This is a genomic window from Clostridium sp. LS3 (assembly GCF_055330225.1).
In genome coordinates this window covers 3,340,990-3,365,321 of sequence record NZ_CM143921.1, presented here as the reverse complement: position 1 = coordinate 3,365,321, position 24,332 = coordinate 3,340,990, and the positions used below count along the sequence as shown (strand labels likewise).

Annotated in this window: 26 protein-coding genes; 25 read left to right on the top strand and 1 reads right to left on the bottom strand. The window is 27.9% G+C overall.

Annotation, left to right across the window (positions count from 1 at the left end; translation table 11 throughout):
• Position 1 precedes the first annotated feature (1 nt).
• From ACZJV1_RS15820 to ACZJV1_RS15765, 12 genes are all read left to right on the top strand, one after another.
• Complete coding sequence (locus ACZJV1_RS15820; RefSeq protein ID WP_411168833.1) at positions 2 to 643, top strand: V-type ATP synthase subunit D; 642 nt, start codon at positions 2 to 4, stop codon at positions 641 to 643.
• A 149-nt stretch (positions 644 to 792) separates the two neighbouring features.
• The gene (locus ACZJV1_RS15815; RefSeq protein ID WP_463650757.1) at positions 793 to 1,746 is read left to right on the top strand and encodes an MraY family glycosyltransferase; all 954 of its coding nucleotides are present in this window, start codon (positions 793 to 795) and stop codon (positions 1,744 to 1,746) included.
• 371 nt (positions 1,747 to 2,117) lie between these two features.
• Positions 2,118 to 2,660 (top strand): GNAT family N-acetyltransferase, encoded by a 543-nt coding sequence (locus ACZJV1_RS15810; RefSeq protein ID WP_463650756.1) that lies wholly within the window; start codon positions 2,118 to 2,120, stop codon positions 2,658 to 2,660.
• Positions 2,661 to 2,912: 252 nt separating this feature from the next.
• A complete protein-coding gene (locus ACZJV1_RS15805) occupies positions 2,913 to 3,389 on the top strand; it encodes an NADH-quinone oxidoreductase subunit NuoE family protein (RefSeq protein ID WP_463650755.1) in 477 nt (158 codons plus the stop codon).
• A 1-nt stretch (position 3,390) separates the two neighbouring features.
• Entirely contained in the window at positions 3,391 to 5,295 is a 1,905-nt protein-coding gene (locus ACZJV1_RS15800; protein ID WP_463650754.1) for an NADH-ubiquinone oxidoreductase-F iron-sulfur binding region domain-containing protein, read from the top strand.
• Positions 5,291 to 7,021, top strand: a complete 1,731-nt coding sequence (locus ACZJV1_RS15795; RefSeq protein ID WP_463652171.1) for an NADH-dependent [FeFe] hydrogenase, group A6 — start codon at positions 5,291 to 5,293, stop codon at positions 7,019 to 7,021. Before ACZJV1_RS15800 ends, ACZJV1_RS15795 begins: the two co-directional genes overlap by 5 nt.
• A 275-nt stretch (positions 7,022 to 7,296) precedes the next feature.
• Positions 7,297 to 7,857, top strand: a complete 561-nt coding sequence (locus ACZJV1_RS15790; protein WP_411168828.1) for a DUF5317 family protein — start codon at positions 7,297 to 7,299, stop codon at positions 7,855 to 7,857.
• Between the two features lie 12 nt (positions 7,858 to 7,869).
• Entirely contained in the window at positions 7,870 to 8,334 is a 465-nt protein-coding gene (locus ACZJV1_RS15785) for a hypothetical protein (RefSeq protein ID WP_411168827.1), read from the top strand.
• The gene (locus ACZJV1_RS15780; RefSeq protein WP_463650753.1) at positions 8,331 to 8,993 is read left to right on the top strand and encodes an accessory gene regulator ArgB-like protein; all 663 of its coding nucleotides are present in this window, start codon (positions 8,331 to 8,333) and stop codon (positions 8,991 to 8,993) included. Before ACZJV1_RS15785 ends, ACZJV1_RS15780 begins: the two co-directional genes overlap by 4 nt.
• On the top strand, positions 8,990 to 9,124 hold the full coding sequence (locus tag ACZJV1_RS15775; RefSeq protein ID WP_047000973.1) for a cyclic lactone autoinducer peptide: 135 nt from the start codon (positions 8,990 to 8,992) through the stop codon (positions 9,122 to 9,124). Before ACZJV1_RS15780 ends, ACZJV1_RS15775 begins: the two co-directional genes overlap by 4 nt.
• A gap of 56 nt (positions 9,125 to 9,180) precedes the next feature.
• Positions 9,181 to 10,878 carry a bifunctional diguanylate cyclase/phosphohydrolase gene (locus ACZJV1_RS15770; RefSeq protein ID WP_463650752.1) on the top strand — a complete coding sequence of 566 codons (1,698 nt, stop codon included), beginning with the start codon at positions 9,181 to 9,183 and terminating at the stop codon, positions 10,876 to 10,878.
• Between the two features lie 131 nt (positions 10,879 to 11,009).
• Positions 11,010 to 11,918, top strand: a complete 909-nt coding sequence (locus tag ACZJV1_RS15765) for a Gfo/Idh/MocA family protein (RefSeq protein WP_463650751.1) — start codon at positions 11,010 to 11,012, stop codon at positions 11,916 to 11,918.
• 24 nt (positions 11,919 to 11,942) lie between these two features.
• Here the strand turns inward: ACZJV1_RS15765 and ACZJV1_RS15760 are convergent, their stop codons facing one another.
• Entirely contained in the window at positions 11,943 to 13,082 is a 1,140-nt protein-coding gene (locus ACZJV1_RS15760) for an AI-2E family transporter (RefSeq protein WP_460286664.1), read from the bottom strand.
• A 163-nt stretch (positions 13,083 to 13,245) separates the two neighbouring features.
• Between ACZJV1_RS15760 and ACZJV1_RS15755 the strand changes: the two genes are divergently transcribed.
• The 13 genes from ACZJV1_RS15755 to ACZJV1_RS15695 all read left to right on the top strand — a co-directional run bounded on the left by ACZJV1_RS15755 (position 13,246) and on the right by ACZJV1_RS15695 (position 24,246).
• Positions 13,246 to 13,836 carry an NUDIX hydrolase gene (locus tag ACZJV1_RS15755; protein ID WP_463650750.1) on the top strand — a complete coding sequence of 197 codons (591 nt, stop codon included), beginning with the start codon at positions 13,246 to 13,248 and terminating at the stop codon, positions 13,834 to 13,836.
• A 155-nt stretch (positions 13,837 to 13,991) separates the two neighbouring features.
• Positions 13,992 to 14,981 carry an alpha/beta fold hydrolase gene (locus ACZJV1_RS15750; protein WP_463650749.1) on the top strand — a complete coding sequence of 330 codons (990 nt, stop codon included), beginning with the start codon at positions 13,992 to 13,994 and terminating at the stop codon, positions 14,979 to 14,981.
• A 137-nt stretch (positions 14,982 to 15,118) separates the two neighbouring features.
• Complete coding sequence (locus ACZJV1_RS15745) at positions 15,119 to 15,670, top strand: GNAT family N-acetyltransferase (protein WP_463650748.1); 552 nt, start codon at positions 15,119 to 15,121, stop codon at positions 15,668 to 15,670.
• A 17-nt stretch (positions 15,671 to 15,687) separates the two neighbouring features.
• A complete protein-coding gene (locus ACZJV1_RS15740) occupies positions 15,688 to 16,125 on the top strand; it encodes a MarR family winged helix-turn-helix transcriptional regulator (RefSeq protein ID WP_411168819.1) in 438 nt (145 codons plus the stop codon).
• Between the two features lie 114 nt (positions 16,126 to 16,239).
• Positions 16,240 to 16,632 carry an HsmA family protein gene (locus ACZJV1_RS15735; RefSeq protein ID WP_463650747.1) on the top strand — a complete coding sequence of 131 codons (393 nt, stop codon included), beginning with the start codon at positions 16,240 to 16,242 and terminating at the stop codon, positions 16,630 to 16,632.
• Positions 16,633 to 16,873: 241 nt separating this feature from the next.
• The gene (sufC, locus tag ACZJV1_RS15730; protein ID WP_463650746.1) at positions 16,874 to 17,626 is read left to right on the top strand and encodes a Fe-S cluster assembly ATPase SufC; all 753 of its coding nucleotides are present in this window, start codon (positions 16,874 to 16,876) and stop codon (positions 17,624 to 17,626) included.
• Between the two features lie 16 nt (positions 17,627 to 17,642).
• On the top strand, positions 17,643 to 19,052 hold the full coding sequence (gene sufB / locus ACZJV1_RS15725; RefSeq protein ID WP_463650745.1) for a Fe-S cluster assembly protein SufB: 1,410 nt from the start codon (positions 17,643 to 17,645) through the stop codon (positions 19,050 to 19,052).
• The gene (gene sufD / locus ACZJV1_RS15720; protein ID WP_463650744.1) at positions 19,052 to 20,158 is read left to right on the top strand and encodes a Fe-S cluster assembly protein SufD; all 1,107 of its coding nucleotides are present in this window, start codon (positions 19,052 to 19,054) and stop codon (positions 20,156 to 20,158) included. Before sufB ends, sufD begins: the two co-directional genes overlap by 1 nt.
• A complete protein-coding gene (locus ACZJV1_RS15715) occupies positions 20,151 to 21,380 on the top strand; it encodes a cysteine desulfurase (RefSeq protein WP_463650743.1) in 1,230 nt (409 codons plus the stop codon). Before sufD ends, ACZJV1_RS15715 begins: the two co-directional genes overlap by 8 nt.
• A 5-nt stretch (positions 21,381 to 21,385) precedes the next feature.
• Positions 21,386 to 21,817 (top strand): Fe-S cluster assembly sulfur transfer protein SufU, encoded by a 432-nt coding sequence (sufU, locus tag ACZJV1_RS15710; protein WP_411168813.1) that lies wholly within the window; start codon positions 21,386 to 21,388, stop codon positions 21,815 to 21,817.
• Between the two features lie 219 nt (positions 21,818 to 22,036).
• Positions 22,037 to 23,368 (top strand): hemolysin family protein, encoded by a 1,332-nt coding sequence (locus ACZJV1_RS15705; RefSeq protein ID WP_463650742.1) that lies wholly within the window; start codon positions 22,037 to 22,039, stop codon positions 23,366 to 23,368.
• Positions 23,369 to 23,553: 185 nt separating this feature from the next.
• The gene (locus tag ACZJV1_RS15700) at positions 23,554 to 23,790 is read left to right on the top strand and encodes a DUF1292 domain-containing protein (protein ID WP_322545524.1); all 237 of its coding nucleotides are present in this window, start codon (positions 23,554 to 23,556) and stop codon (positions 23,788 to 23,790) included.
• A gap of 225 nt (positions 23,791 to 24,015) precedes the next feature.
• The gene (locus ACZJV1_RS15695; RefSeq protein ID WP_460286674.1) at positions 24,016 to 24,246 is read left to right on the top strand and encodes a hypothetical protein; all 231 of its coding nucleotides are present in this window, start codon (positions 24,016 to 24,018) and stop codon (positions 24,244 to 24,246) included.
• The last annotated feature ends 86 nt before the right edge of the window (positions 24,247 to 24,332 follow it).

Genomic DNA, 24,332 nt, shown 5'->3' with positions numbered 1-24,332 from the left:
CATGGCAAGATTAAATGTCAATCCTACTAGAATGGAGATGTCTAAGCTAAAAAAGAGATTAGTAACAGCTACAAGAGGACATAAACTTTTAAAGGATAAGCAAGATGAGCTTATGAGACAATTCGTTAATCTTGTTAAATACAATAATGAATTAAGAAAATCTGTAGAAGCAGAGCTTCAAGGGTCTCTTAAGGACTTTGTTATGGCTAGAGCTGTTATGAGCTCAGAATTTCTAGAAGAAGCAGTGTCTTATCCAAAGGAAAGTATATCTGTTGAAGTAGGAACTAAAAATATAATGAGTGTTAATGTTCCAGAAATGAATTTCCATAGACAACTTGAGGGAGATGAAGGAAGTATATTTCCATATGGATTTGCAAGTACATCATCTGAACTAGATGATTCAATAGCGAAGCTTTATGGAATATTACCAAAGTTATTAGAATTAGCAGAAGTAGAAAAATCAACTCAACTTATGGCTGATGAAATAGAAAAGACTAGAAGAAGAGTTAATGCTCTTGAATATATGACTATTCCTTCATTACAAGAAACTATAAAGTATATAAGAATGAAGCTTGATGAAAATGAAAGAGGAGCTTTAACTAGATTAATGAAAGTTAAAGATATGATACAAGCAAGAAATTAAAAGCGTCCCCTATAAATAGGGGCGTTTTTTATTTAGTATGATAAACGTAACTGTTTTGTAATTGATAATCCAGGCTATTAATAGTATAATAAGATAATGATTTAATTAACATAATAAATAAGTAGCATTTGAGAGTTAAGGAGTAAATTATGCAATATATACTATCTTTTATATTAGCATTTTTAATAGTTTATTTAATAACACCATTTTTAATTAAACTATCTTTTAGATATAGTTTTACAGATAAACCGACTAAAAGGAAAAAACATAGGGGCGAAACTCCACTTTGTGGTGGGTTATCTATGTTTATAGGTTTTTTTATAGTATATTTTACAGTTAATAATTATACACCATTAAGAGAAAAAATTTGGATATTAATAGGATCATCATTAATTTTATTAATAGGATTAATAGACGATAGTTTTAAAACCAGAGGAAAAGAGTTTCCTATATATCCAAGATTAATAGTTCAATTATTAGCAGCATTTATTATATTTAAAGCTGGAATAGTTTTTAGGGGGTTTGCAAATCCATTTACAGGAGTGTACATAGAATTATCAGGAGCTATACAATTTTTGCTTACAATTACATGGATATTTGGAGTAACAACAGTTATAAACTGGTCTGATGGTATGGATGGATTAGCTGGAGGATTATCATTAATATCATCTATAACATTTGCTGGGGCAGCAATAATATTAAAACAAAGTGAATCTGTTAGTATGTCATTAATAGTATCTGGAGTAACCTTAGGATTTTTACTATATAATAAGTATCCAGCAAAGATATTTATGGGTGATTCAGGAGCAAATTTCTTAGGGTTTATTTTAAGTATAATAGCACTAGATGGAGCTTTTAAACAAGCTACTTTAATGAGTTTATTTATACCTATTTTAGCACTTGCAATACCTATTTTTGATAATATTTTTGTTATAGTAAAAAGATTTTTAGAGGGAAAGCCTGTATACCAAGCAGATAGAAGTCAAATTCACTATAGGCTAGAAGCAAAGGGGTTTACTCCTAAACAAGTAGTAACATATATTAATATGGTTAGTTTAGCGTTTAGTGCCATATCAATAATATTATTGTTAATAAAAAAGTAATGAAACTTAAAAATAAATATAACATGGAGCTCCATAGGAGTTCTTTTTTTACTCTATAGAAAATTATATTTTTAAAATCTGTGGATAAATTATTTATAGCATATAAGTTATTAAAGGTAGCCCTATAGAGTAAAAATAGAATAAAGCGCGCGTGCAAGATTTTCCTCAGGCAAGCTTCGGAAATGCACATGCACGAAAAAAAGTCGACGGCTCGGCAAGCTCGCCTTGGCGGCTTTTTTTATATAGAAATTTAAAATATAAATTGTAAATAGATTTAAATTAGAAGTTATATAGAGAAAGTTATAAATACGTTGACTCGAAAATATTTAAATGATATTATATTTAGAAATATCTAAAAAGGGGCGGAATATATGTATAGAGGTAAAATGGTTAAATTAAGGGCTTATAAGGAAGAAGATGTAGAAAGAGCAACACAATTTATAAATGATGAAGAAGTTAAAAAGCTTTTGGATTCTAATGTTCCTTTTCCAATTACTAAGTGGCAAGAAGAGGAATGGATAAAAAGTAGAAAAGCAGGAGGAGACTTCACTTATGATTTTGCAATTGAAGATATAAAAAGTGGTAAATATATAGGTGGGTGTAGTATTAATGAGCTGGATATAAAAAATAGAAATTGTGTAATAGGTATAATGATTGGCGATAAAGAGTACTGGAGCAAGGGATATGGAAGTGATGCTTTAAGAACTCTGCTGAAATTTATATTCGAAGAAATAAATATGAATAAAGTAAAGTTAAAAGTATTTTCTTTTAATGATAGGGGTATAGCATGTTATAAGAAGATTGGATTTAAGGAAGAGGGCATATTAAAGAAAGAGCTATATAGAAATGGAAGCTATCATGATGAAGTACTTATGGCTATCTTTAAAGAAGAGTTTTTAAAAACAGTAAATTAATAATAAAACATTTTAATATACATTCAAATAAATAAATTTTAAAGCTGTGTCTTAGGCAAATTGTCATTAAGATATAGCTTTTTTATTTTTTAAAAGGAGAATAAAATAGATATAAAAGAATATAAATTTTTAGTGTGACATAAATAACAATATCTAATCTTATATATTTAAAAATAATAAAAAATATGTTAATATTTAATTAGTTGAAATATTTAGAAAATTTATAAAATTAAGAAAAATGGGGGAGATAATTTGAAAGATATATGTGGCAAATTTAAAGATTTAGAATTATTTATCCAAGAGGGAAATAATGATGAAAGCTCACTAATTGCTGTATTACATCACGCACAAGGATTATATGGATATCTTGGAAGAGAGGTACAGGAATATATAGCAGAGAGATTAAAGATACCGGCATCAAAGGTCTATGGTGTAATAACATTTTATTCTTATTTCTCTACAGAGCCAAAAGGAAAATATGTAATAAGTATTTGTACTGGAACTGCATGCTTCGTAAGAGGTGCTTGTGACATCTTAGAAGACTTTAAAAAAATATTAGGAATAAAAGAAGGAGAAACAACATCAGATGGACTATTTACATTAGATACATTAAGATGTGTTGGATCATGTGCAATTGCACCTGTAGTTCTTGTAAATGATAAGGTATATGGATACTTTACTAAGCCTCAAGTAAATGAATTAATAAATAACTTAAGGGAGCAAGGTTAGTATGGAAAGAGTAGTTAATTATAGTGATTTATTAGAAAAGGTTGAGAAATGTAAAAAGAATATAGAGGTTAGACAAAATCCAGATAAATTTAATAAAGGAAATATAAAAGAAAGGCATATACTTATTTGTGGTGGTCCTGGCTGTAAAGCATCAAATGCAGATAATATTTCAAGAGCTTTTAATGAAGAAATATCTAGATTAAATGTAGAAAATGATATAAAAGTAATAATGACAGGATGTTTTGGATTTTGTGCAAAAGGGCCAGTAATAGAAATTATGCCTGATAGAGTATTTTATATAAAAGTAACAGAGGAAGATGTTAAAGAAATAATAGAAAGCCACATATTAGAAGGCAGAGTTGTTGATAGGTTACTTTATGAAAATGAAGAAACGAAAGAAAGAGTAAAAATAAAAGAAGAAATTCCTTTTTATAAGAAGCAAGTGAAGATAGCATTAAAAAATTGTGGAGTTATAGATCCTGAAAATATGGAAGATGCATTAGCAGTTGGAGCTTACACAGCATTAGGGAAAGTTCTTACTACTATGACTCCAGAAGAAGTTGTAAAAGAGATAAGTGAATCAGGTCTTAGAGGAAGAGGGGGCGGTGGATTCCCAACAGGTAGAAAGTGGGAAACTGCTAGACGAGCTATTGGAGATATAAAATACGTAATTTGTAATGCTGATGAAGGAGATCCAGGAGCTTTTATGGATAGAGCTATTTTGGAAGGAGATCCCAACTTAGTTCTTGAGGCAATGGCTATTTGTGGTTACGCTACTGGATCAAATAATGGATATATATATATAAGAGCAGAATATCCCTTAGCTGTTCATAGATTAAAAATAGCAATAGATCAAGCAAGGAAGCTTGGATTATTGGGGAATAATATATTAGATACAGGCTTTAATTTTGATATTCAAATCAAATATGGAGCAGGTGCTTTTGTATGTGGAGAAGCAACTGCATTAATACATTCAATTGAAGGATTAAGAGGAGAGCCTACAATGAAGCCACCAAGAACATCAGAAAAAGGACTGTGGCAAAGGCCTACATGCGTTAATAATGTAGAAACTTTTGCTAATATTAGTCAAATAATTAACAATGGGGCAAAGTGGTATAGCTCAATAGGAGCTGAAAAATCAACTGGAACAAAGGTATTTGCCTTAGCAGGTAATATTAATAATGTCGGTCTTGTAGAAATCCCAATGGGAATGCCTTTAAGAGACATAGTATACGAAATTGGTGGAGGAATATTAGGAGATAAAGAGCTAAAAGCCATACAGACTGGTGGACCGTCAGGTGGATGTATTCCAAAAGAATATCTAGATTTGCCTATAGAATATGATACTTTAACATCAATTGGTTCAATGATGGGATCTGGTGGAATGATAGTAATGGATGAAGATAACTGCATGGTTGATATAGCAAAATTTTATTTAGAGTTTAGTGTAGATGAATCCTGTGGTAAGTGTACCCCTTGTAGAATAGGAAATAAGAGAATATTAGAATTATTAAAGAAAATTACAGAGGGAAATGCTGTGGAAGAGGATTTAGAAAAACTTAAAGAACTATGTGAAGTAGTTAAGGAATCATCACTTTGTGGATTAGGAGAAGCAGCACCAAATCCAGTTTTAAGCACCTTAAGGTTTTTTAGTGAAGAATATAAAGATCATGTAGTAGAAAATACTTGTATAGCAGGGGTTTGTAAAGGATTAGTTAAATATGAAGTTGCAGATAACTGTATAGGATGTACAAAATGTTTAAGAGCATGTCCTGTATTAGCTATTAAAGGAAAGATTAGAGAAAAGCATGTAATTGATGTTAAGAAGTGTATAAAGTGTGGTTTATGTTATGAAGCATGTCCGACTAAAGCCATAATAAAAACAAGCTTAGGAGGTGAAAATTAAAATGGTAAGTATAAAGGTTAATGGTATAGATTTAGAAGTTGAAAAAGGGACAAGTATGTTAGATGCAGCAAAAAAATTAAATATAAATATTCCAACATTATGTAATATGTATATGGCAGATGGAAACACAAGAAATTGTAAGGGAACTTGCAGAGTATGTTTAGTTGAAGTAGAAGGCTGGGAAAGATTAGTTCCTTCTTGTGCAACAGAAGTAAAAAACGGTATGTCAATTAAAACTAATTCTCTTAAAGCAGTTAAAGCAAGAAGAACTATTACAGAATTATTGTTATCAAATCATTCAAAGGATTGTTTAAATTGTGATAGAAATACAAATTGCGAACTACAAAAATTAGCATCAGATTTAGGTATTAATGATGATAGGTACGAAGGTGAACGTGTAAATTTTGATTTGGACATTTCAGATGGATTTATAAGAGATAGAGAAAAATGTATATTATGTAGAAGGTGTGTAACTACTTGCAATGAGGTGCAAAGAGTACACGCTATAACAGTTGCTGATAGGGGATTTGGAACTAATATTTCAACATTTTCAAATGATCCTATAAGAGATACCAATTGTACTTATTGTGGACAATGTGTAGCAGTATGTCCAACTGGTGCACTAAGAGAAAAGAGTGATTATAAGGATATTTGGAGAGTTTTAGATGATTCTAATAGATATGTTGTTGCTCAAATTGCACCAGCTGTAAGATCAGCTCTTGCAGAGGAATTTGGACTACAATCAGGGGAGTTGTCTACTGGTAAAATTGTAAGTGCATTAAAAATGTTATCATTTGATGAAGTATTTGATACTAATTTTGCAGCTGATTTAACAATAATGGAGGAGGCAAATGAATTTATAGAGAGGTTTACATTAGGAGAAAATTTACCACTTATAACTAGTTGTTGTCCAGCATGGGTGAATTATGCTGAAAATAATTATTCAGATAATATGAACATTGTGTCAAGTTGTAAATCACCTCAACAAATGTTTGGGGCTATAGCTAAAAATTATCTTCCACAAGAGCTTTCAATAAAAAGAGATGATTTATTTGTAGTATCAATCATGCCTTGTATAGCCAAGAAGTTTGAAGCAAATAGACAGGAAATGATTAGTAATGAAGGCATAAAGGATGTAGATTTAGTTATAACTACAAGAGAGCTTGCTAAGATAATAAAAGAAGGTGGAATAGATATAAAAAATTTACCAGATGCAGAATTTGATAATCCATTAGGAGTATCAAGTGGAGCAGGAAGTTTATTTGGAACCAGTGGAGGTGTTATGGAAGCTGCCCTTAGAACATCTTATGAATGGATAACAGGAAAAACATTAGAAAAAATAGATTTTGAAAATGTTAGAGGGTTAGAGGGACTTAAAGAGGCTACAATAAGCTTAAATGGCAGAGATATTAATGTAGCTGTTGTTAGCTCTCTTGGAAATGCTAAAAAAATAATGGACGAAATAAAAAATGGAAAATCAAAATATCATTTTATAGAGGTTATGGCTTGCCCAGGTGGATGTATTGATGGTGGAGGACAACCGTTTATAAAATCTGATAGAGAGATATTAAAAAGAAGGATGAATGCTATATATAATGAAGATAAAAATAAGAAAATAAGGAAAGCTCATGAAAATCCTATGATAGATAAACTGTATAAAGAATATTTACAGAAGCCAAATAGTTATATAGCGCATCATATATTACATGTAAATTATAAAAAATAGGATGATTATTAAATATAGTGAAAGGGTAGAAAGGAAAAAAATAATAATGCTTAAATAAGAAGGAAACTATAGGTTTCCTTTTTTATTACAATAAAATCAATAAAAAATAAAATATGAGTAAAAATATCAAAAAAAGCGGGTTAGTCGAAAAAAAAGTATGGAAGAGAATAACAATTGATAGTATAATTGTTATAGTTAAAAGAATATAGTATTATAACTAATTAAGAATAATTTACAATAAAACTTTATAATTATACATATGGAAAGGGTAAGATATGATAGAAACTATATTAATTTCATTCATATTTTGTAAAATAAAAGGTTTTAAATTAAAACCTTTATTTAAGAATTGGTCCATATATCCAGTGATGGTAATGGAGTTAATTTATTTAATTGTACAAATTAATATTTTTAGGGAAAATTATGTTGTAATAAACTATGTTGGCATATTAAAAACTCTATATTTATGTTCTTACTTACCACTAATATTTACATATAAACAGTATATATCAGCTATACTAGGATCAGTATTTGTTATGATTGGAGGAATATTAAATGATGTAGCAATTTGGGCTAATAATGGATATATGCCGGTATTTCCTACACTTTCATATTTTACTGGATATGCAAAGCCAGACGCCTTTAATAAAGTAAACGATATACATATATTTGGAGACTCTACAACAAAATTAAAACCTTTAACAGATATATTTGATATAGGATATAGTGTACTTAGTATTGGAGATATATTTATTAGGTTATATGTTTTCATAATAATATATAATGTAGTAAAATTATTAAATAAATCAAAAGAAGAAAAAATAAGTGTTTTGTAAAGGAGACAAAAGATGCTAAGATTATATCCAATAGAATTTTTTTTAAGAGCGATACCAGAAAGTTTTATAGTTATATTTGCAGTTTATATTTTCTCGAAAACAGAAATAAATAAGAAAAAATATTTAATAACGAGTATAATGTTTTCGCTAATTATTTATACTGCTAGAATGTTACCAATAAGCTATGGAGTACATATGATTTTATCTGTCTTAATTTTATTATTTATAATAATTTCTTATAATAAGATAGATGTTATTAGTGCGATAAAAAGTATTATATTTACATATTTAGTTCAACTAATATCTGAAGCAATAAATGTTTTAATACTTAATCTTATGGAACTTGATTTAGAAACTTTATTTAAAGATCCAATTAATAAAACTTTATTAGGAATACCATCATTGACAATTACAGCAATTATAATATCAATTTTTTATATTATAAATAAAAAAAGAAGGAAGCTTAAAAAAATATGAATTTAGAATTAATATGTAAAAATATATCAAATAATTTAAAAAATCAATTAAATCTAGATGAAGATAAGACTAGTATTATAGAGTATGGATTATTTGCATTTTTTCATATGAGTATATCAATATTATTAGTTGCAATAATAGGAACAATTTTTAATGTAATGATTGAAGCTTTAATAATTTCCTTTGTTGTAGCTATTTTAAGAAAATTTTCAGGCGGAGCACATGCAAGTACAGCTTTTAATTGTGCAGTAGTTGGAGTATTAGTATCAGTAATCCCAGCTTATATAACTAAAAATATAAGTTTCAATAATAATTATATAATTTTTATAGGAATTCTTTTATATGTTATTTCACTAATAATTATTTATAAGTTAGCACCTGTGGATAGCCCTAATAAGCCAATAAGAAAAGAAGAAAAAATAAAAAGTTTAAAAAAAGGATCTATTATAATATTATCTACTTACATGATTATTGTGGCGTTTAATGTAATTGTATATTACATAGGTAAAAATGAAATTTTCTTGTTATATTCAGCTTGTATATACATAGGATTATTATGGCAAGTATTTACATTAACCAAATATGGGCATATTTTAGTTAATATAATAGATTCTGTATTTATAAAAATCTTTTATATGATAAGGGGGGAAAAGAAATGAAAAGATTAAATAATAAAGTATTAATGGCAGTAGCTGCTTTTGCTACAGTAATCGCATCTGTAGTATCTACATCAGCATGCTTCTGGGCTATGTATCAACCAGAAGAACCAAAGGCTTTAAGAGATGAGTAATTAAATAAAGGTCGGATTTTTCCGATCTTTATTCAAATGATTATGAGGTGAACAATTTGAATAAAATAGATAAAGACAAAAGAAAGCAAATAAATGATATAGTTTCAATAGTAAAATTAGCATCATTAATGTTCACAGCTATTATATTTTTTCAATATTTTTTTAATGATAATGAGTTCTTAGATAATTTAGTGTACCAACAAATTATGTTTATGGCATTAGGGGTTGTGATGCTATTATTATTAGCAATATATGTGTTATGGTCATTTTCATTAAATGATAAGATAAATAAAAAGAAATACAGAAAAATTATCTTTATAGAAAATTTAGTTTTTATTGCGATATTCTTTGGAGCAGTAATCTTTTCAGGAGGTTATCAAAGTGAATATAAGTATATATTTTTATTTATAATAACTAGTTCAACTATACAGTTAGGATTAAGGAATGGATTAATTGTTGCTTCAATATCATCATTTTTAATTTTGGGAATTGATATTTATTATGGCTCTTACTCATCTGTTAATAAGAGTTTTCAAAATGATTTGATATTATCAGGAATATTTTTCCTCACAGCATGGCCTTTGGGCTTTTATGTTAAAATTGAAGGGGAACATATAAGTAAATTAGAAGAGCTGGTAAATAAAGATGGATTAACAGGGGTATTTAATCATAGGTATTTTCATGATGCATTGAAAGAGAAAATAACATTATCAGAGAAATTAAAAGAAAAGGTTTCTATGATATTTGTTGATATAGATTATTTTAAACATTACAATGACCTATACGGACATCAAAAAGGTGATGAAGTTTTAAGATGTATAGGAAGTATATTAAAAGAAAATATAAGGGAACATGATATTGTGGCTAGATATGGGGGAGAAGAATTTGCAATAATATTACCTAATACTACTGAAGAAGATGCAATATTAGTTGCAGATAATATAAGGCATATTATAGAAACTACTAAGTTTTATGGAGAGGAAAACCAACCAAGAGGATCATTAACAGTTTCTATGGGAGTTTCTGTTTATCCAGATAAAGCTAAAAATGATGTAGATCTTATAAAAAGTGCTGATGATGCTCTATATAGAGCTAAATTTTTTAATAAAAATAGAGTTGAAACGTATACATCAATATTAGATGAATTAAAAAATGATATTGATGAAAAAGACATAGAGTTAGTTACATCAATTAAAACACTTATAAGCGTTATTAATGCTAAGGATAAATTTACATATGGTCACTCGGAGAGAGTAGTATTATACAGTAGATTATTAGCAGAAAAATTAAATCTAAACAAAATAGATAAGGATACACTAATATATGGAGCCTATATGCATGATATAGGTAAAATAAATATATCTCAAGAAATATTAATGAAAAAGATGCCACTAACATCTGAAGAGTGGGAGATAATAAAGCAACATTCAGAAAATGGTGTTGAAATTATTAAACCAGTTAAATCATTAGAAAAGATGATACCAATTATACTACATCATCATGAAAAGTATAATGGTATGGGGTATCCAAGAGGGCTAAAAGGTGAAGAGATACCTTATTTAGCAAGAGTACTTACAGTAGTAGATAGTTTTGATGCAATGACATCAAATAGACCTTATAATAAGAGAAAAACTTATGATGAAGCTATTATAGAATTAAGAAAGTGTAGTGGAAGTCAATTTGACTCAATTATTGCAGAAAAGTTTATAGAAGTAATACAAGAAAATAAAGATAAATTAGATAGTTTAATTTAAGTGGGAGGAAAATGCTTCTCACTTTTATTTTATATAATTTAAAAATAGAAAATATATAAGATACTTAATTATAGGATTTATTAATATATGCTAAAATATAATAAGAATATATTTTAAGAGAGGTAATGCTAATGAGAATAGGGATAATTGGTTTGGGAAGCATATGTGAAAAAGCTTATCTTCCTGTTATTACGGCTATAGAGGGAATAGAAATAGTTTTTTGCACTCGTAATAAGGAAAAGTTAAATAGTTTATCAAAGAAATATAGAGTAAGTGAAGCGGTATCTACAGTAGATGAATTAATTAGCAGGAATATTGATGCTGCTTTCGTTCATACATCAACAGAAAGCCATGTTAATATAATAGAAACGCTTTTAAAAAATAATATTCATGTTTATGTTGATAAACCTATAAGTTACAGTTATGAAGACAGTATAAGAGTTTCTAAATTGGCAAAAGATGCAAATAAAATATTAATGGTAGGATTTAATAGAAGATTTGCACCTATGTACTCAAATCTAAAAAACTATGTTAATCCTTCAGTTATTAAACTAGAGAAAAACAGAGTAAATAGTCCGAAGGATTCAATAGTATTTGTTTTAGATGATTTTATTCATGTTATAGACACACTAAGGTTTTTATCAAGTGATGATATAGAAACAATAAATGTAAATGGATCGAAAAAAGATGGATTAATTTATAATTTAGTTGTTACAATGACTACTAAAAATACAACATGTATAGCTATGATGAATAGAGATAGTGGGGCTAATGAAGAAGAACTGGAATATACTTCGTCAGGGAAGAAGGTAATAGTTAAAAATTTAATGGACTCAAAGATATTGATAAATAATGTAGAAGAGAATATAAGATTTAAAGATTGGGATACTATCTTATATAGAAGAGGTTTTGAAAGTATAATAAATGAATTTATAAGGGCTGTAGAATCAGGGATACAGCCAAATCCAACAATAGAAGATGCTTTGAAAACTCATAAAATATGTGATGAAATTTTAAAGAAAATAGATGAAGTTCAATAAGGAAGTGAGAGTTCTCTCACTTCCTTATTGAATTTCTATGTGATTATTTTTCAACCTTTTATTTGTATGTTCTTTCATAAGTTGATAAGCAACACTAAAGGTTGGAATTCCAATCAGCATACCAACTAATCCTAAAGTACTTCCGCCAACTAACATGGCAAGCATAACCCAAATTGCAGATAATCCAACAGAATTACCAACTACTCTAGGGTATATTACATTACCTTCAAATTGTTGTAAACATAATATAAATACGATGAACCAAAGTGCTTGTATAGGATTAATTATAAGAATTAAGAATACAGCAGGAATTGTTCCTATAAATGCACCAAAAACAGGAATTAATGCAGTAACTCCAATAAGTACACTAATTAATAAAGCATAAGGCATAGATAAAATATTCATACCTATAAAGCAAAGACTTCCTAATATAAAGGCTTCAATGCATTGTCCAGTTATAAATTTGGAAAAGGTTATATTTGAAAGCCTACCTATGTTTATTATCTTGTCAGCCAAAGGTTTTTTTGTAAAAGCATATAAAAGTTTTTTGAAATTATATATTAAAGTTTCTTTACTAGCCAGCATATAGATTGTTAATACTATAGAAAGAACAAAATTTATAACTCCGCTAGTTATACTTACAGTAGTATTTAATATTCCTGTAAGAGATGTTGTTAGCAATTGTCCAAAAACCTTAAGTAATTCCCTCCAAGTGCTGACTAAAGTATTATATACATTTTCAAGTATTTCAGTTGATGAAGCATATTGATTAATTAAAGCTTCAAATGATTTTATATAGTCAGGAACAGTTTCAAGTAAAGTTGATATACTGGAAACAAGCTGAGGAATAACGAATAAAGCTAAAGCTATTATTAAGCCTATAACAGTAATAAATGTTGCTAAAATAGATAAAGGTCTTTTTAAGCATTTAACAAAACTAGATTTTTGGTTATCTAAAAAATAGAATACTTTATTCTCAAATAACTTCATTGGTAAATTAAGAACAAATGCCATTGCAAAAGCAATTATAAATGGCTTTATAATTCCTAAAATATTTCCGAATGTAGATGATATATACTTTATATTTAAAAGTATAAAGTAAAGAATAATTAAATATGTTCCGAGTAAAATATTTTGTTTAAGTTTATTATTTACTTCTTTCAAATTTACACACCTTTCAATTGTTTGTTAAGAAATATTATACAGATAATATAATTTTAAAACAATAATGTTTTTGACATTAGATATAGATACTAAATCATTTGTAAAATAAAAATATTATATATATAATATTTTATAGAGCATTAAAAATAATGGAGTTGGTATTATGAGTAAAGTAAGAGTAAATAAATTAACAACACTAGCAGATACAAAATATTTAAAGTTATATAATGCAGAATACATAAACAAAAGTGGTACTTTAAGAAATTGGAGCATAGCATCAAGAAAAAATTTAGAAACAATAAATAATAAATTTTTTAATGGTGGAAATGAAACAATAGATGCTGTAGTAATAATTGCAAAGCATATTAAAGAAGAAAAGCTAGTTATAATAAGACAATTTAGAGTACCTATAAATGATTACGTTATAGAATTGCCAGCAGGTCTTATTGATGGAAAAGAAAGCTTTGAGGAAGCGGTAAAAAGAGAGCTAAAGGAGGAGACAGGATTAGATTTAATAGAAATAGATTATAAAAAGACAAAAGAAAAGGTATATGTTTCAGTAGGTATGACTGACGAATCAGTTGCACTTGTAAATTGTCTTTGTGATGGTATTATGTCAACTGAAAATTTAGAAGAAGATGAGGATATAGAAGTTATGATGCTATCAAAGAATGAAGCAAGGGAACTTTTAAATTCTAATGAAAATATAGATGTAAAAGCATTACTAGCAATACAAAATTTCATAATTAGTTAAAGTTGAAGTTGGGGTGTTTATTACACCCTTTTTATTTTATATAAATTTATAGCCTTTAAAAATGTTCTTAATTATAAGGATATAGGACTTTTCTGGAATAGAATCTAGAAAAAGAGACAAAATATTAAGGATTATTGTATATAGAGGTGCTGGATATGAAAGCTAAAGATATAAACAATAAAAGAGAATATTTCTATAATTTTGGAATGGATGAAGATATAGTTGAAAATGTAAAAAGTCATCTTAAATATATAAGAGAAAAGGGACATTTTAAAGGAGAAAATAACTTAAAAATATATTATGAAAAATTTAAAGTGAAAAATGAAATAGGCAAAATTATTATTTCTCATGGATTTACAGAGTGTATAGAAAAGTACACAGAAATAATATATTACTTTATAAAAGAAGGATATTCTGTTTTTATGATGGAGCATAGGGGACATGGTAGATCAGGAAACTTAGGTAAAAGACATGAAACTCAAGTTAATGTTGAAGATTTTAATTATTATGTTGATGACTTGAAAAAATTTATAGATAATGTAGTGAAAAAAAGTAATAGTATATATTTATATTCTCACTCTATGGGGGGAGCTATAGGTGCAATGTTTTTAGAAAAATACCCAGATTATTTTAAAAAAGCCATATTGTCTTCTCCAATGTTAGAAATATCAATAGGTAGAATACCTAATTTCTTGGCAAGAATAATTAGTAAAATAGTTATTTTAATAGGTAAGGGAGATGAGTTTATATTTGGTAATATGCCATTTGAAAGTACTTATGATTTTTTATTTTCACATACATCTAATGAGAACAGGTATAGGAGTTACTATCAAGAAGTAATATGTAATTCAAATATTCAAAGAGGTGGAGGCTCTTTCGTATGGTTATATGAATCACTTAAGGCAATTAAATCTATATTTAAAAAAGAAAATATATCTAAAATAAATATACCAGTTTTAATTTTTCAGGCAGGGAAAGATTCACTAGTTGGCAAAAAGGGAGAGAATAAATTTTCTAAGAAGTGTAAATCCTGTGAATTAGTTAGATTTGAGAATGGAAAACATGAACTTTATTTAGAAAATGACGATATACTAATTCCATATATAGAAAAAATATTTGATTTTTTAAAAGATAAAACTTATTAATATATGAAATTAGTAAAATAATAAAGCAGTTATATAAATGAAACAGGATATATAAAGAAATAGTCCTGTTTTTATTATAAGGAGTATTATTATTATTAAAATATGATATTATATAATTTGTAAGGAGGTATACTACAATGGATAATATACTAATGTTAAAAAATAAAAGTGGAAGTACAGTAAAAGTAAGTTACAAAGTGCTTGATTTAAGCTATATAGAAGAAATAATGAAATTACAAGACATAATAATGGAAGACCTAGAAGACAAGCAATTATATGCTCCAACTGATAAAGAAGAATTTATAGAGTATTTCGAAAAGGGAGCAAAAGTAATAGGATATTTAGATGAAAAAGATGATTTAATTGCAATGGCAGTTTATATAAAAAAAGGATATGAAAAAGGAAACTATGGTTATGATTTAGACTTAGAAGGTGAAAGTTTGCTTGATGTAGGACAAGTTGAATCAACCGTAGTTAGAAGTGACTATAGAGGTAATGGGCTTCAAAAAATACTTTGTGGGAAGGTTGAAGATATAGCAAGAAATGAAAAAGTTAAGCTATTAACGTCAACAGCATCACCATATAATAAATATAGTGTGAATACCTTTAAAAATTTGGGATATGAAATTAAAAGAGATAAAATTAAATATGGTGGACTAAGAAGATATGTATTAGTAAAAGAATTATAGATAATATGGAGGAGAATATGAAGAGTAAATTTGATTCCTTTGAAATGGCCATGTTAATAAAAGAGATATATGCAAATACAATGAATATAATAAGTAGTAGCCTAAAAGATAGTGGATTAACCCATCAGCAGATAATGGTTATAAAAATAATTGGACATAACAAGGAAGTTACAATTTCACAACTTTGTGAAGAAATGTCTTTAGCAAAAGGAACAGTCTCAGGAATTGTACAGAGGTTAGAGTTAATGGGATATGTTGAGAAAATAAAACATGAAGGAGATAAAAGAAATACTTATGTTAGATTTTCTAGTAAAGGGTTAGAATTTGCTAAAGAATTTAGAAGTAAAATAAACGAAAGCTTTGATAAGGTGTTTGATAGTTTTACTGATGAAGAAGGGCAAAGAGTAATGGAGGAGTTAAGAAGGATAAAAAATAAAATAAAAAATATTCAATAAGATATATTAGTATTTAACTAATTTATCTTATTGACATATTTCTATTTAAAGATTATAATAGTTTGCATACGAACTAAATAGTTTGTGTGCAAACTAAAGTTGGAGGGATGGAAAATGGATTCAAAATTAATTTTGGCTATAGTAACAATAACATTAGCTCTAGTATTTTATACAATAGGAGTATTTGGAGAAAGGAAAGCAAAAAGCTTAGAAAAAAAGCATGTCATAATTTTTTGGCTAGGTCTAATTTTTGATACATTAGGAACATTAACAATGAGTAAAATAGCACAAGAAGGAATAAAAGAGGCATCTAATATTTCTCAAACAATACATGGTATTACTGGAGCATTAGCTATAGTATTAATGTTATTTCATGCTGGATGGGCAACATGGGTTTTATATAAAAATGATGAAAAGAAAAAAGCTACATTTCATAAATTTAGTATTACAGTTTGGTTAGTTTGGTTAGTACCTTATATAGTTGGTATGATAATAGGAATGATGTAAAAGTAAGGCTTATTCGTTTGAATAAGCCTTTATTTTATAAAGAAATAAAATAAAAAGTAGAAAAATTAAGATAATAAAAGTTATTAACTAATAATTAGATATTATAAGTTAAATTAAAAAAAATATTAGTTGATTAAATCTGAGCAGTTTAGTATGATATAATTAATTCAGAGTGAACTAATAAGAATTAAATAAACTTAAATATAAATAAACTTAAAAATAAAATTAAGGAGATGTAAATATGAGTGATGTTTTTTTAAATATAGATGGGTTAAAAACAGCGGTAGAAGGAAAGGAAATATTAAAGGGGTTAAATTTAAAAATAAAAAAAGGTGAAATTCATGTTATTATGGGACCAAATGGTGCTGGTAAATCAACTTTAGCTAATACATTAATGGCTCACCCAAAATATAAACAAGTTGAAGGTGAAGTTACATTTGAAGGTGAAGATATAACAGAACTTAAAACTGATGAAAGAGCAAAGAGAGGCTTATTTTTATCATTTCAACATCCAGAAGAAGTTCCAGGTATAACTGTAGAAAACTTTATAAGAAGTGCTAAAATAGCTAAGGATGGTCAACTAATTAAATTCTTAAAGTTTGATAAGGACTTAAAGAATAATATGAAAGAATTAAAAATGGATAATGAATATGCAAAGAGATATTTAAATGTAGGTTTTTCAGGTGGAGAAAAGAAAAAGAATGAAATATTACAAATGCTTATGTTAAGCCCTAAACTTGCAATACTAGATGAAACTGATTCAGGTCTAGATGTTGATGCTATCAGAGTAGTTTCACAAGGAATAAAGATGTTTGCAAATGAAGAAAATGGAGTTTTAATAATAACACATAATACTAAGATACTTGAAAATTTAAAGGCTGATTACGTTCATGTTTTAGTTAATGGAAAAATAGTTAAAACAGGAGATGCAACATTAGCTAAAGAAATTGAACAAAATGGATATGAAGCTTTTAAAGCAGAAGCAGCAATGTAGTGTGGAGGTGAGCACTTTGGAAATAAAGAAAAAGACATATGTAGATGATATGGATAGAGGTGTCTACGATGTAAAAAATGAAGACAGATTTGACTTTAAAGCTGATAAAGGCTTAACAAGAGAAATCGTGGAAACTATATCAAAAGAGAAAGATGAACCAGAATGGATGAGAGAATTCAGATTAAAATCTCTTGATATATATAATAAAATTAAGCTTCCAACTTGGGGACCATCATTAGATGAACTAGATATGAATAATATAGTTACTTATGTTAGACCAAAATCAAAGCTTAACGAAAACTGGGAAGAAGTTCCAGAAGATATTAAAAAGACATTTGATCTTTTAGGAATACCAGAAGCAGAAAAAAAATCATTAGCTGGAGTTGGAGCACAATATGATTCAGAAGTTGTTTATCACAGTATAAGAGAAGATCTTGTTAAGCAAGGTGTAATCTATACAGATATGGAAACTGCAGTTAAAGAATACGAAGATATAGTTAAAGAATACTTTATGAAATGTGTTGCGCCAAGTGACCATAAGTTTGCTGCACTTCATGGAGCAGTATGGTCAGGGGGATCATTTGTATATGTACCAAAAGGTGTTAATGTGGATATACCACTGCAATCTTATTTTAGATTAAATTCACCAGGTGCAGGACAATTTGAACATACTTTAATAATAGTTGAAGAAGGAGCTACTCTTCACTTCATAGAAGGATGCTCAGCACCTAAATATAATATGACTAACCTTCATGCTGGATGTGTTGAGTTATTTGTAAAAGAAGGAGCTACTCTTAGATATAGTACAATTGAAAACTGGTCAAAGAATATGCTTAATTTAAATACAAAGAGAGCAATAGTTGAAAAGAATGGAAGAATAGAATGGGTATCAGGATCATTTGGATCAAAGATATCAATGCTTTATCCTATGAGTATTTTAAGAGGTGAAGGAGCAAGAGCCGAGTTTACAGGAGTATCTTTTGCTGGTAAAGGACAAAACTTAGACACTGGAGCTAAGATAATTCATGCAGCACCAAATACTTCTTCAACAATAAACTCAAAATCTATTTCTAAAAATGGTGGAGAAGCTACTTATAGAGGTGTAGTTAAGGTAAATGCTAATGCATACAACTCAAAGTCAGTAGTATCCTGTGAATCATTAATGTTAGATAATTTATCTAAATCAGATACGATACCAGTTATAGACTTAATGAATGATGATGTTGAAATAGGACACGAAGCTAAAATAGGTAAAATAAGTGATGAAGCTATTTTCTACTTAATGAGCAGAGGAATAAGTGAAGAAGAAGCTAAGTCAATGATAGTAAGAGGATTTGTTGAACCTATATCAAAAGAACTACCACTTGAGTATGCGGTAGAAATGAATAATTTGATTAAGCTTGAATTAGAAGGGAGCATTGGATAATGGTTAATGATTTAAAATTTAATAACTTAAATAAGACTCCTGTAAGAACAAAAAGCTGGTTAAATGTTAATGATGTAACATTAAGAGATTATAAAGCTCCTGAAATAGGAAACTTTAATAATGTTAAAATAACTGGTGAATATTTAGAAGGAGTAACAATAGAAAAGCTGAATAAGGAAAATGTATTTCCATTAAATAAAAAGTTTATCTATGGAGTTTCAGATGAAATAGTAAGCCAAGGTGAAATGGAATTTAACCAAGGCTATATAATAAATATAGATAAAAAGGCAAAAATAGAAGAGCCAATAGTAATAGAATTTAATATGGATAAAGATAACAATACATTAGTTGATAACATATTACTAGTTGCAGAAGAAGAATCATCTGCAAAAATAATAGTAAAATACAATTCTTTAGATGATAGTGAAGGATACCATAACGGAGTATGTAAGATTTTTAGCAAGAATAATAGCAATATTCAGGTTGTTAAAGTTAATTTATTAAATAACAATACTATGAATTTAGATTCAAATCTTTCGGACGTTGGATACAATGGTAAAGTTGATTTTGTTTCAATAGATTTAGGTGGAAGAAACAGTATTACAAACTATCATGGTGATTTACTTGAGGATAATTCAGAGTCATCACTTAGCTCAATTTATCTAGGCAGAGATAAGAAGACTATAGATATGAATTATGTTATGACTCATAAAGGAAGAAGAAGTAAATCAGAAATAACAACTAAGGGAGCATTAAAAGGAGAAGCAAATAAAATATTCAGAGGAACTCTTGATTTTAAAAGAGGAGCTTCAAGAAGTGTTGGAGTTGAAGATGAATATTGCATGATATTATCTCCAAAGGTAAAGGGAAAAGCACTTCCATTACTACTTTGTGAAGAAGATGATGTATCTGGAGAACACGCAGCAGCTTCAGGTAAAATAGATGAAGGAAAACTATTCTACTTAATGAGTAGGGGATTTAGCTATAATGATGCTAGAAGAGTTATTATAGAAGGAGCATTTAACCCTATAATAGATAAAATAGAAAATAAAAAAACAAGAGAAGAAATTCTTGCTTCTATAAAGGAATGTTTAGATAATGAATAATAAAGATTTTTTTAAGGATTTTCCTACTCTAAATATAGAGAAAAATGGAAAAAGAATAGTTTATTTAGATAGTGCTGCAACTACACAAAAGCCAAAGGAAGTAATAGAGACTATAAAGGAATATTACGAAAAATTTAATGCGAATCCACATAGAGGAGCATATGATTTAAGTGTTGCTGCTACAGAAGCTTATGATGAAGCAAGGGAAAAGGTTAAGAAATTTATAAACTCAAAATATAGAGAAGAAATAATCTTTACTAAAAATGCTACAGAAGCATTCAATCTTTTAGCAATGTCATATGGAATGAACTTTATAAATGAAGGTGATGAGATAGTAATTTCAATTGCAGAACATCACTCTAATTTGATTCCATGGCAACAAGTAGCAAAGGCTAAAGGCGCAATTCTAAAATATATGTACACTGATGAAAATGGTGAACTTACAGAAGAGGAAGTAAAAAGCAAAATTACTGATAAAACTAAATTAGTAAGTATAACACATGTATCTAATGCTTTAGGTACAATTAATCCAGTAAAAGAAATCGCAGAATATGCACATTCAAAAGGAGCTGTAGTTATAGTTGATGGAGCGCAAAGTGTTCCACATATGAAAGTAGACGTAAGAGATATAAATGCAGACTTTTTAGTGATTGCAGGACATAAGTTATTAGCTCCTATGGGTATAGGAGTATTATATGGTAAAAAAGAATTACTAGAAAAAATGCCACCTTTAATGTTTGGTGGAGATATGGTAGAGTATGTATATGAACAAGAAACTACATTTAATGTATTACCATATAAATTTGAAGCAGGAACTCAAAATGTTGAAGGTGCAGTAGGATTATCAAAAGCAATAGATTACTTAAATAATATAGGTATGGAAAATATAGAAAAAATAGAAAAAGAATTAATGTCTTATGCTTTAGAAGAAATGAATAAGCTACCATATGTAAAAGTTTATGGACCAAGAGAAGTTGAAAAAAGAGGTGGAGTTTTATCCTTTGAAATAGAAGGAGTTCATCCTCATGATGTAGCATCAATATTTGATACTTTTGGTGTTTGTATAAGGGCTGGTAATCACTGTGCACAACCTCTGATGAGATATATGGGAATAAATGCAACATCTAGAGCAAGTATATACTTTTATAATACAAAAGAAGATGTTGATAGATTAATAGAAGCAGTAAAGCAAGCATATGATATGTTTGCAAAATGGAGGTAATATTAATGGATTTAAATGCTATATATACAGAACTTATAATGGAACATAGCACTTCAAGACATAATAGAAGAAAGCTAGAGAATCCAGACCTATGTGAAAAAGGCCATAATCCAAGTTGCGGTGATGAAATAACTTTAGAGCTAAAATTAAATGGAGATATTATAGAAGATTTAGCATTTACTGGTCAAGGATGTGCAATATCTCAAGCATCAACATCAATGATGATAGATTTAATAAAAGGAAAAAATAAGGAAGAAGCATTGAGCATTGTAGAGACATTTATTGGAATGATAAAAAGAGAAATAAATGATGAAGATGAGCTTGAAGCTTTAGAAGATGCTATAGTTCTTAAAAATATATCAAATATGCCAGCTAGAGTAAAATGTGCAGTACTTGCTTGGCATACACTAAAGGAAGCTTTTGGAGAAGAAAGCTAATAAAAGGTTAGGAAACTTTTGATTTCCTAACCTTTTATTATAGACATATGTAATAATCATTAGTTTTATAAGATATAGATTAATATATATAAGTATTTTATAATAATTTAAAAAATTAAGACTATTTAATCTGTAGTGTTAAAAATACGTATTTGAAAGAACAAGCTTTTATATGATAGAATTATCTCACTATATTTTAAATTTAAGGAGAATGAATAAATGGAAGGAAGTCCCGGGAGTAGTTTTATTTTAATTTTGATATTAGTAATTATTAATGCATTTTTTGCATCAGCAGAAATGGCAATAGTATCATTAAATAAAACCAAAATAAACATATTAGCAGAGGAAGGAAATAAGAAGGCAGGATTATTAAGAAACATACTAAAAGAGCCGAATAATTTCTTATCTACAATACAGGTTGGAATAACATTTGCAGGTTTCTTTGCATCTGCATCAGCTGCAACATCAATTTCAGTTGGATTTGCAAACATATTAAAGGAAGTTAATATTCCTTATAGTGAAAGTATTGCATTAGTTATAACAACAGTAGTTATTTCATATATAACACTAGTTCTTGGGGAATTAGTACCTAAGAGAATAGCACTTCAAAATTCAGAAAAGGTTGCAATGTTTTCTATAAAAACAATAATTTTAATATCAAAAATAACTAAACCATTTATATGGTTTTTATCATTTTCAACTAACCTTATTCTTAAGATTTTTGGATTTAAAACAGAGGGAATTGAAGAACGAATATCTAGAGAAGAGATTAGAAGCTTAATAGAAATTGGCGAAGAAAATGGTGCTATAAATCAAGTTGAAAGAGAAATGATAGATGGAATAATCGAATTTGATGATACTACAGCTAAAAAAATAATGACACCAAGAACAGAAACGTTTTTATTAGATGTAGATGATGATATTAGAGATTGTATTAAAATTATCTTAGATGAAAACTTCTCAAGAATACCTGTATATGAAGAAGAAATAGATAATATTATAGGTATATTGCACATGAAGGATTTATTTGCAAGTATCGTTGAAAAAGGTATAGATAATGTAAAAATAAGAGATCTAATAAAAGAGCCATGTTTCTTTATTGAAACAAAGAGCATAGATGACGTATTTAAAGAGTTAAAAGATAAAAAGGCCTATATAGCTATTTTAATAGATGAGTATGGTGGATTTTCAGGTATAGTAACAATGGAAGACATCATAGAAGAAGTAATGGGAGAAATACTAGATGAGTATGATGATAATCTAGATGTTGAAAAAATAGATGATGAAAATTATATTGTTAGTGGTCTAATGACTTTATCAGATATTAATAATTATTTAGATATATCATTAGAGTCAGAAGTTGCTGATACAATAGGTGGATTCTTTATCGAAAAACTTGGAGAGATTCCAACTACAACTAAAAATTGTGAAGTAATGGAAGGCGATATAGCATTGAAATTATTAAAATTGGATGAGAGAAGAATAGATAAGGTTCATTTAATTATAAATAATAAAGACAAAAGTAGAGATAGAAGTGAAATTAAGGAATAAATAGTGTTCTTTTAATGTATAATACTTCTTAGTATTATAAAAAATACTATAAATGAGAGTAATATTACGCAAAAATATTTAGTTCAGATGCATTAAAGTTATATATTTAAAATTCAATTAAATGTGCATAAATTTATTTTATTAAAGCAAAATAAACTTAGTAAAGTAAAGGAGTGTATTTAATTATGAATGAAAAAATAATGTCTTTTAACGATGAGAATGGGAAAAAGATAGATTATGCAATATTAGAGCAAAGGTTAATATGTGGTAACGAGTATGTGGCAATGGCTCCAGTTAAAGACAGATCACATATTGAAATATATAAGATAAAATTTGATAAAGATTGGAATGAAAGCTTAAGTGAGGTAGAATCTCAAAGTGAGATAAATATGTTTAAGCAAGCTTCAAAATTAAAGTTTTAGTATAAAAAATAAGTCAGTGTATTCTAGTAATACATTGGCTTATTTTTTAATATTTAGGAAAGTATAAAAGTTTAAAGCTTCGGAAATGTGATTATATAAGACTTTTACAATTCAATGTGAAAAAGTATATTTACACATGTCCACTTTTTTATATAAACAAAGGTAACAAATAAAATTATTTATGAATAACATAAATTAAAACAATAATTGTAGGAGTAATAAATAATGAATGCTTATGACTTAATAAGGAAGATTCAAGGAAGAATGCAAGATCCTTTATTTGCAGAAAGATTTAATAAAATAGTGTCTGACTTCAATGGTATTCCTGGGGTTCAACAAGAAGTAATGAGAATAGCTCAAATAGAAGATGAAAAGAAGAGAGAAAAAGCTATTTCAAAGCTTCCAGATAGAGCTAAGAAATTAGTTAGAGAATTGAACTCATTATTAAACGAATAAATATATTAATATATATTATAAAAATTATTAACAAAAGAATGAAGATCGTCATATTATGTATTATAAATCATATAACAAGGAGATAA

Coding starts and splice junctions, on each gene's coding strand:
- ACZJV1_RS15820 (WP_411168833.1), top strand. CDS start 2: ATGGCAAGATTAAATGTCAATCCTACTAGAATGGAGATGTCTAAGCTA.
- ACZJV1_RS15815 (WP_463650757.1), top strand. CDS start 793: ATGCAATATATACTATCTTTTATATTAGCATTTTTAATAGTTTATTTA.
- ACZJV1_RS15810 (WP_463650756.1), top strand. CDS start 2,118: ATGTATAGAGGTAAAATGGTTAAATTAAGGGCTTATAAGGAAGAAGAT.
- ACZJV1_RS15800 (WP_463650754.1), top strand. CDS start 3,391: ATGGAAAGAGTAGTTAATTATAGTGATTTATTAGAAAAGGTTGAGAAA.
- ACZJV1_RS15790 (WP_411168828.1), top strand. CDS start 7,297: ATGATAGAAACTATATTAATTTCATTCATATTTTGTAAAATAAAAGGT.
- ACZJV1_RS15785 (WP_411168827.1), top strand. CDS start 7,870: ATGCTAAGATTATATCCAATAGAATTTTTTTTAAGAGCGATACCAGAA.
- ACZJV1_RS15780 (WP_463650753.1), top strand. CDS start 8,331: ATGAATTTAGAATTAATATGTAAAAATATATCAAATAATTTAAAAAAT.
- ACZJV1_RS15775 (WP_047000973.1), top strand. CDS start 8,990: ATGAAAAGATTAAATAATAAAGTATTAATGGCAGTAGCTGCTTTTGCT.
- ACZJV1_RS15765 (WP_463650751.1), top strand. CDS start 11,010: ATGAGAATAGGGATAATTGGTTTGGGAAGCATATGTGAAAAAGCTTAT.
- ACZJV1_RS15755 (WP_463650750.1), top strand. CDS start 13,246: ATGAGTAAAGTAAGAGTAAATAAATTAACAACACTAGCAGATACAAAA.
- ACZJV1_RS15750 (WP_463650749.1), top strand. CDS start 13,992: ATGAAAGCTAAAGATATAAACAATAAAAGAGAATATTTCTATAATTTT.
- ACZJV1_RS15745 (WP_463650748.1), top strand. CDS start 15,119: ATGGATAATATACTAATGTTAAAAAATAAAAGTGGAAGTACAGTAAAA.
- ACZJV1_RS15740 (WP_411168819.1), top strand. CDS start 15,688: ATGAAGAGTAAATTTGATTCCTTTGAAATGGCCATGTTAATAAAAGAG.
- ACZJV1_RS15735 (WP_463650747.1), top strand. CDS start 16,240: ATGGATTCAAAATTAATTTTGGCTATAGTAACAATAACATTAGCTCTA.
- sufC (WP_463650746.1), top strand. CDS start 16,874: ATGAGTGATGTTTTTTTAAATATAGATGGGTTAAAAACAGCGGTAGAA.
- sufD (WP_463650744.1), top strand. CDS start 19,052: ATGGTTAATGATTTAAAATTTAATAACTTAAATAAGACTCCTGTAAGA.
- ACZJV1_RS15715 (WP_463650743.1), top strand. CDS start 20,151: ATGAATAATAAAGATTTTTTTAAGGATTTTCCTACTCTAAATATAGAG.
- sufU (WP_411168813.1), top strand. CDS start 21,386: ATGGATTTAAATGCTATATATACAGAACTTATAATGGAACATAGCACT.
- ACZJV1_RS15705 (WP_463650742.1), top strand. CDS start 22,037: ATGGAAGGAAGTCCCGGGAGTAGTTTTATTTTAATTTTGATATTAGTA.
- ACZJV1_RS15700 (WP_322545524.1), top strand. CDS start 23,554: ATGAATGAAAAAATAATGTCTTTTAACGATGAGAATGGGAAAAAGATA.
- ACZJV1_RS15695 (WP_460286674.1), top strand. CDS start 24,016: ATGAATGCTTATGACTTAATAAGGAAGATTCAAGGAAGAATGCAAGAT.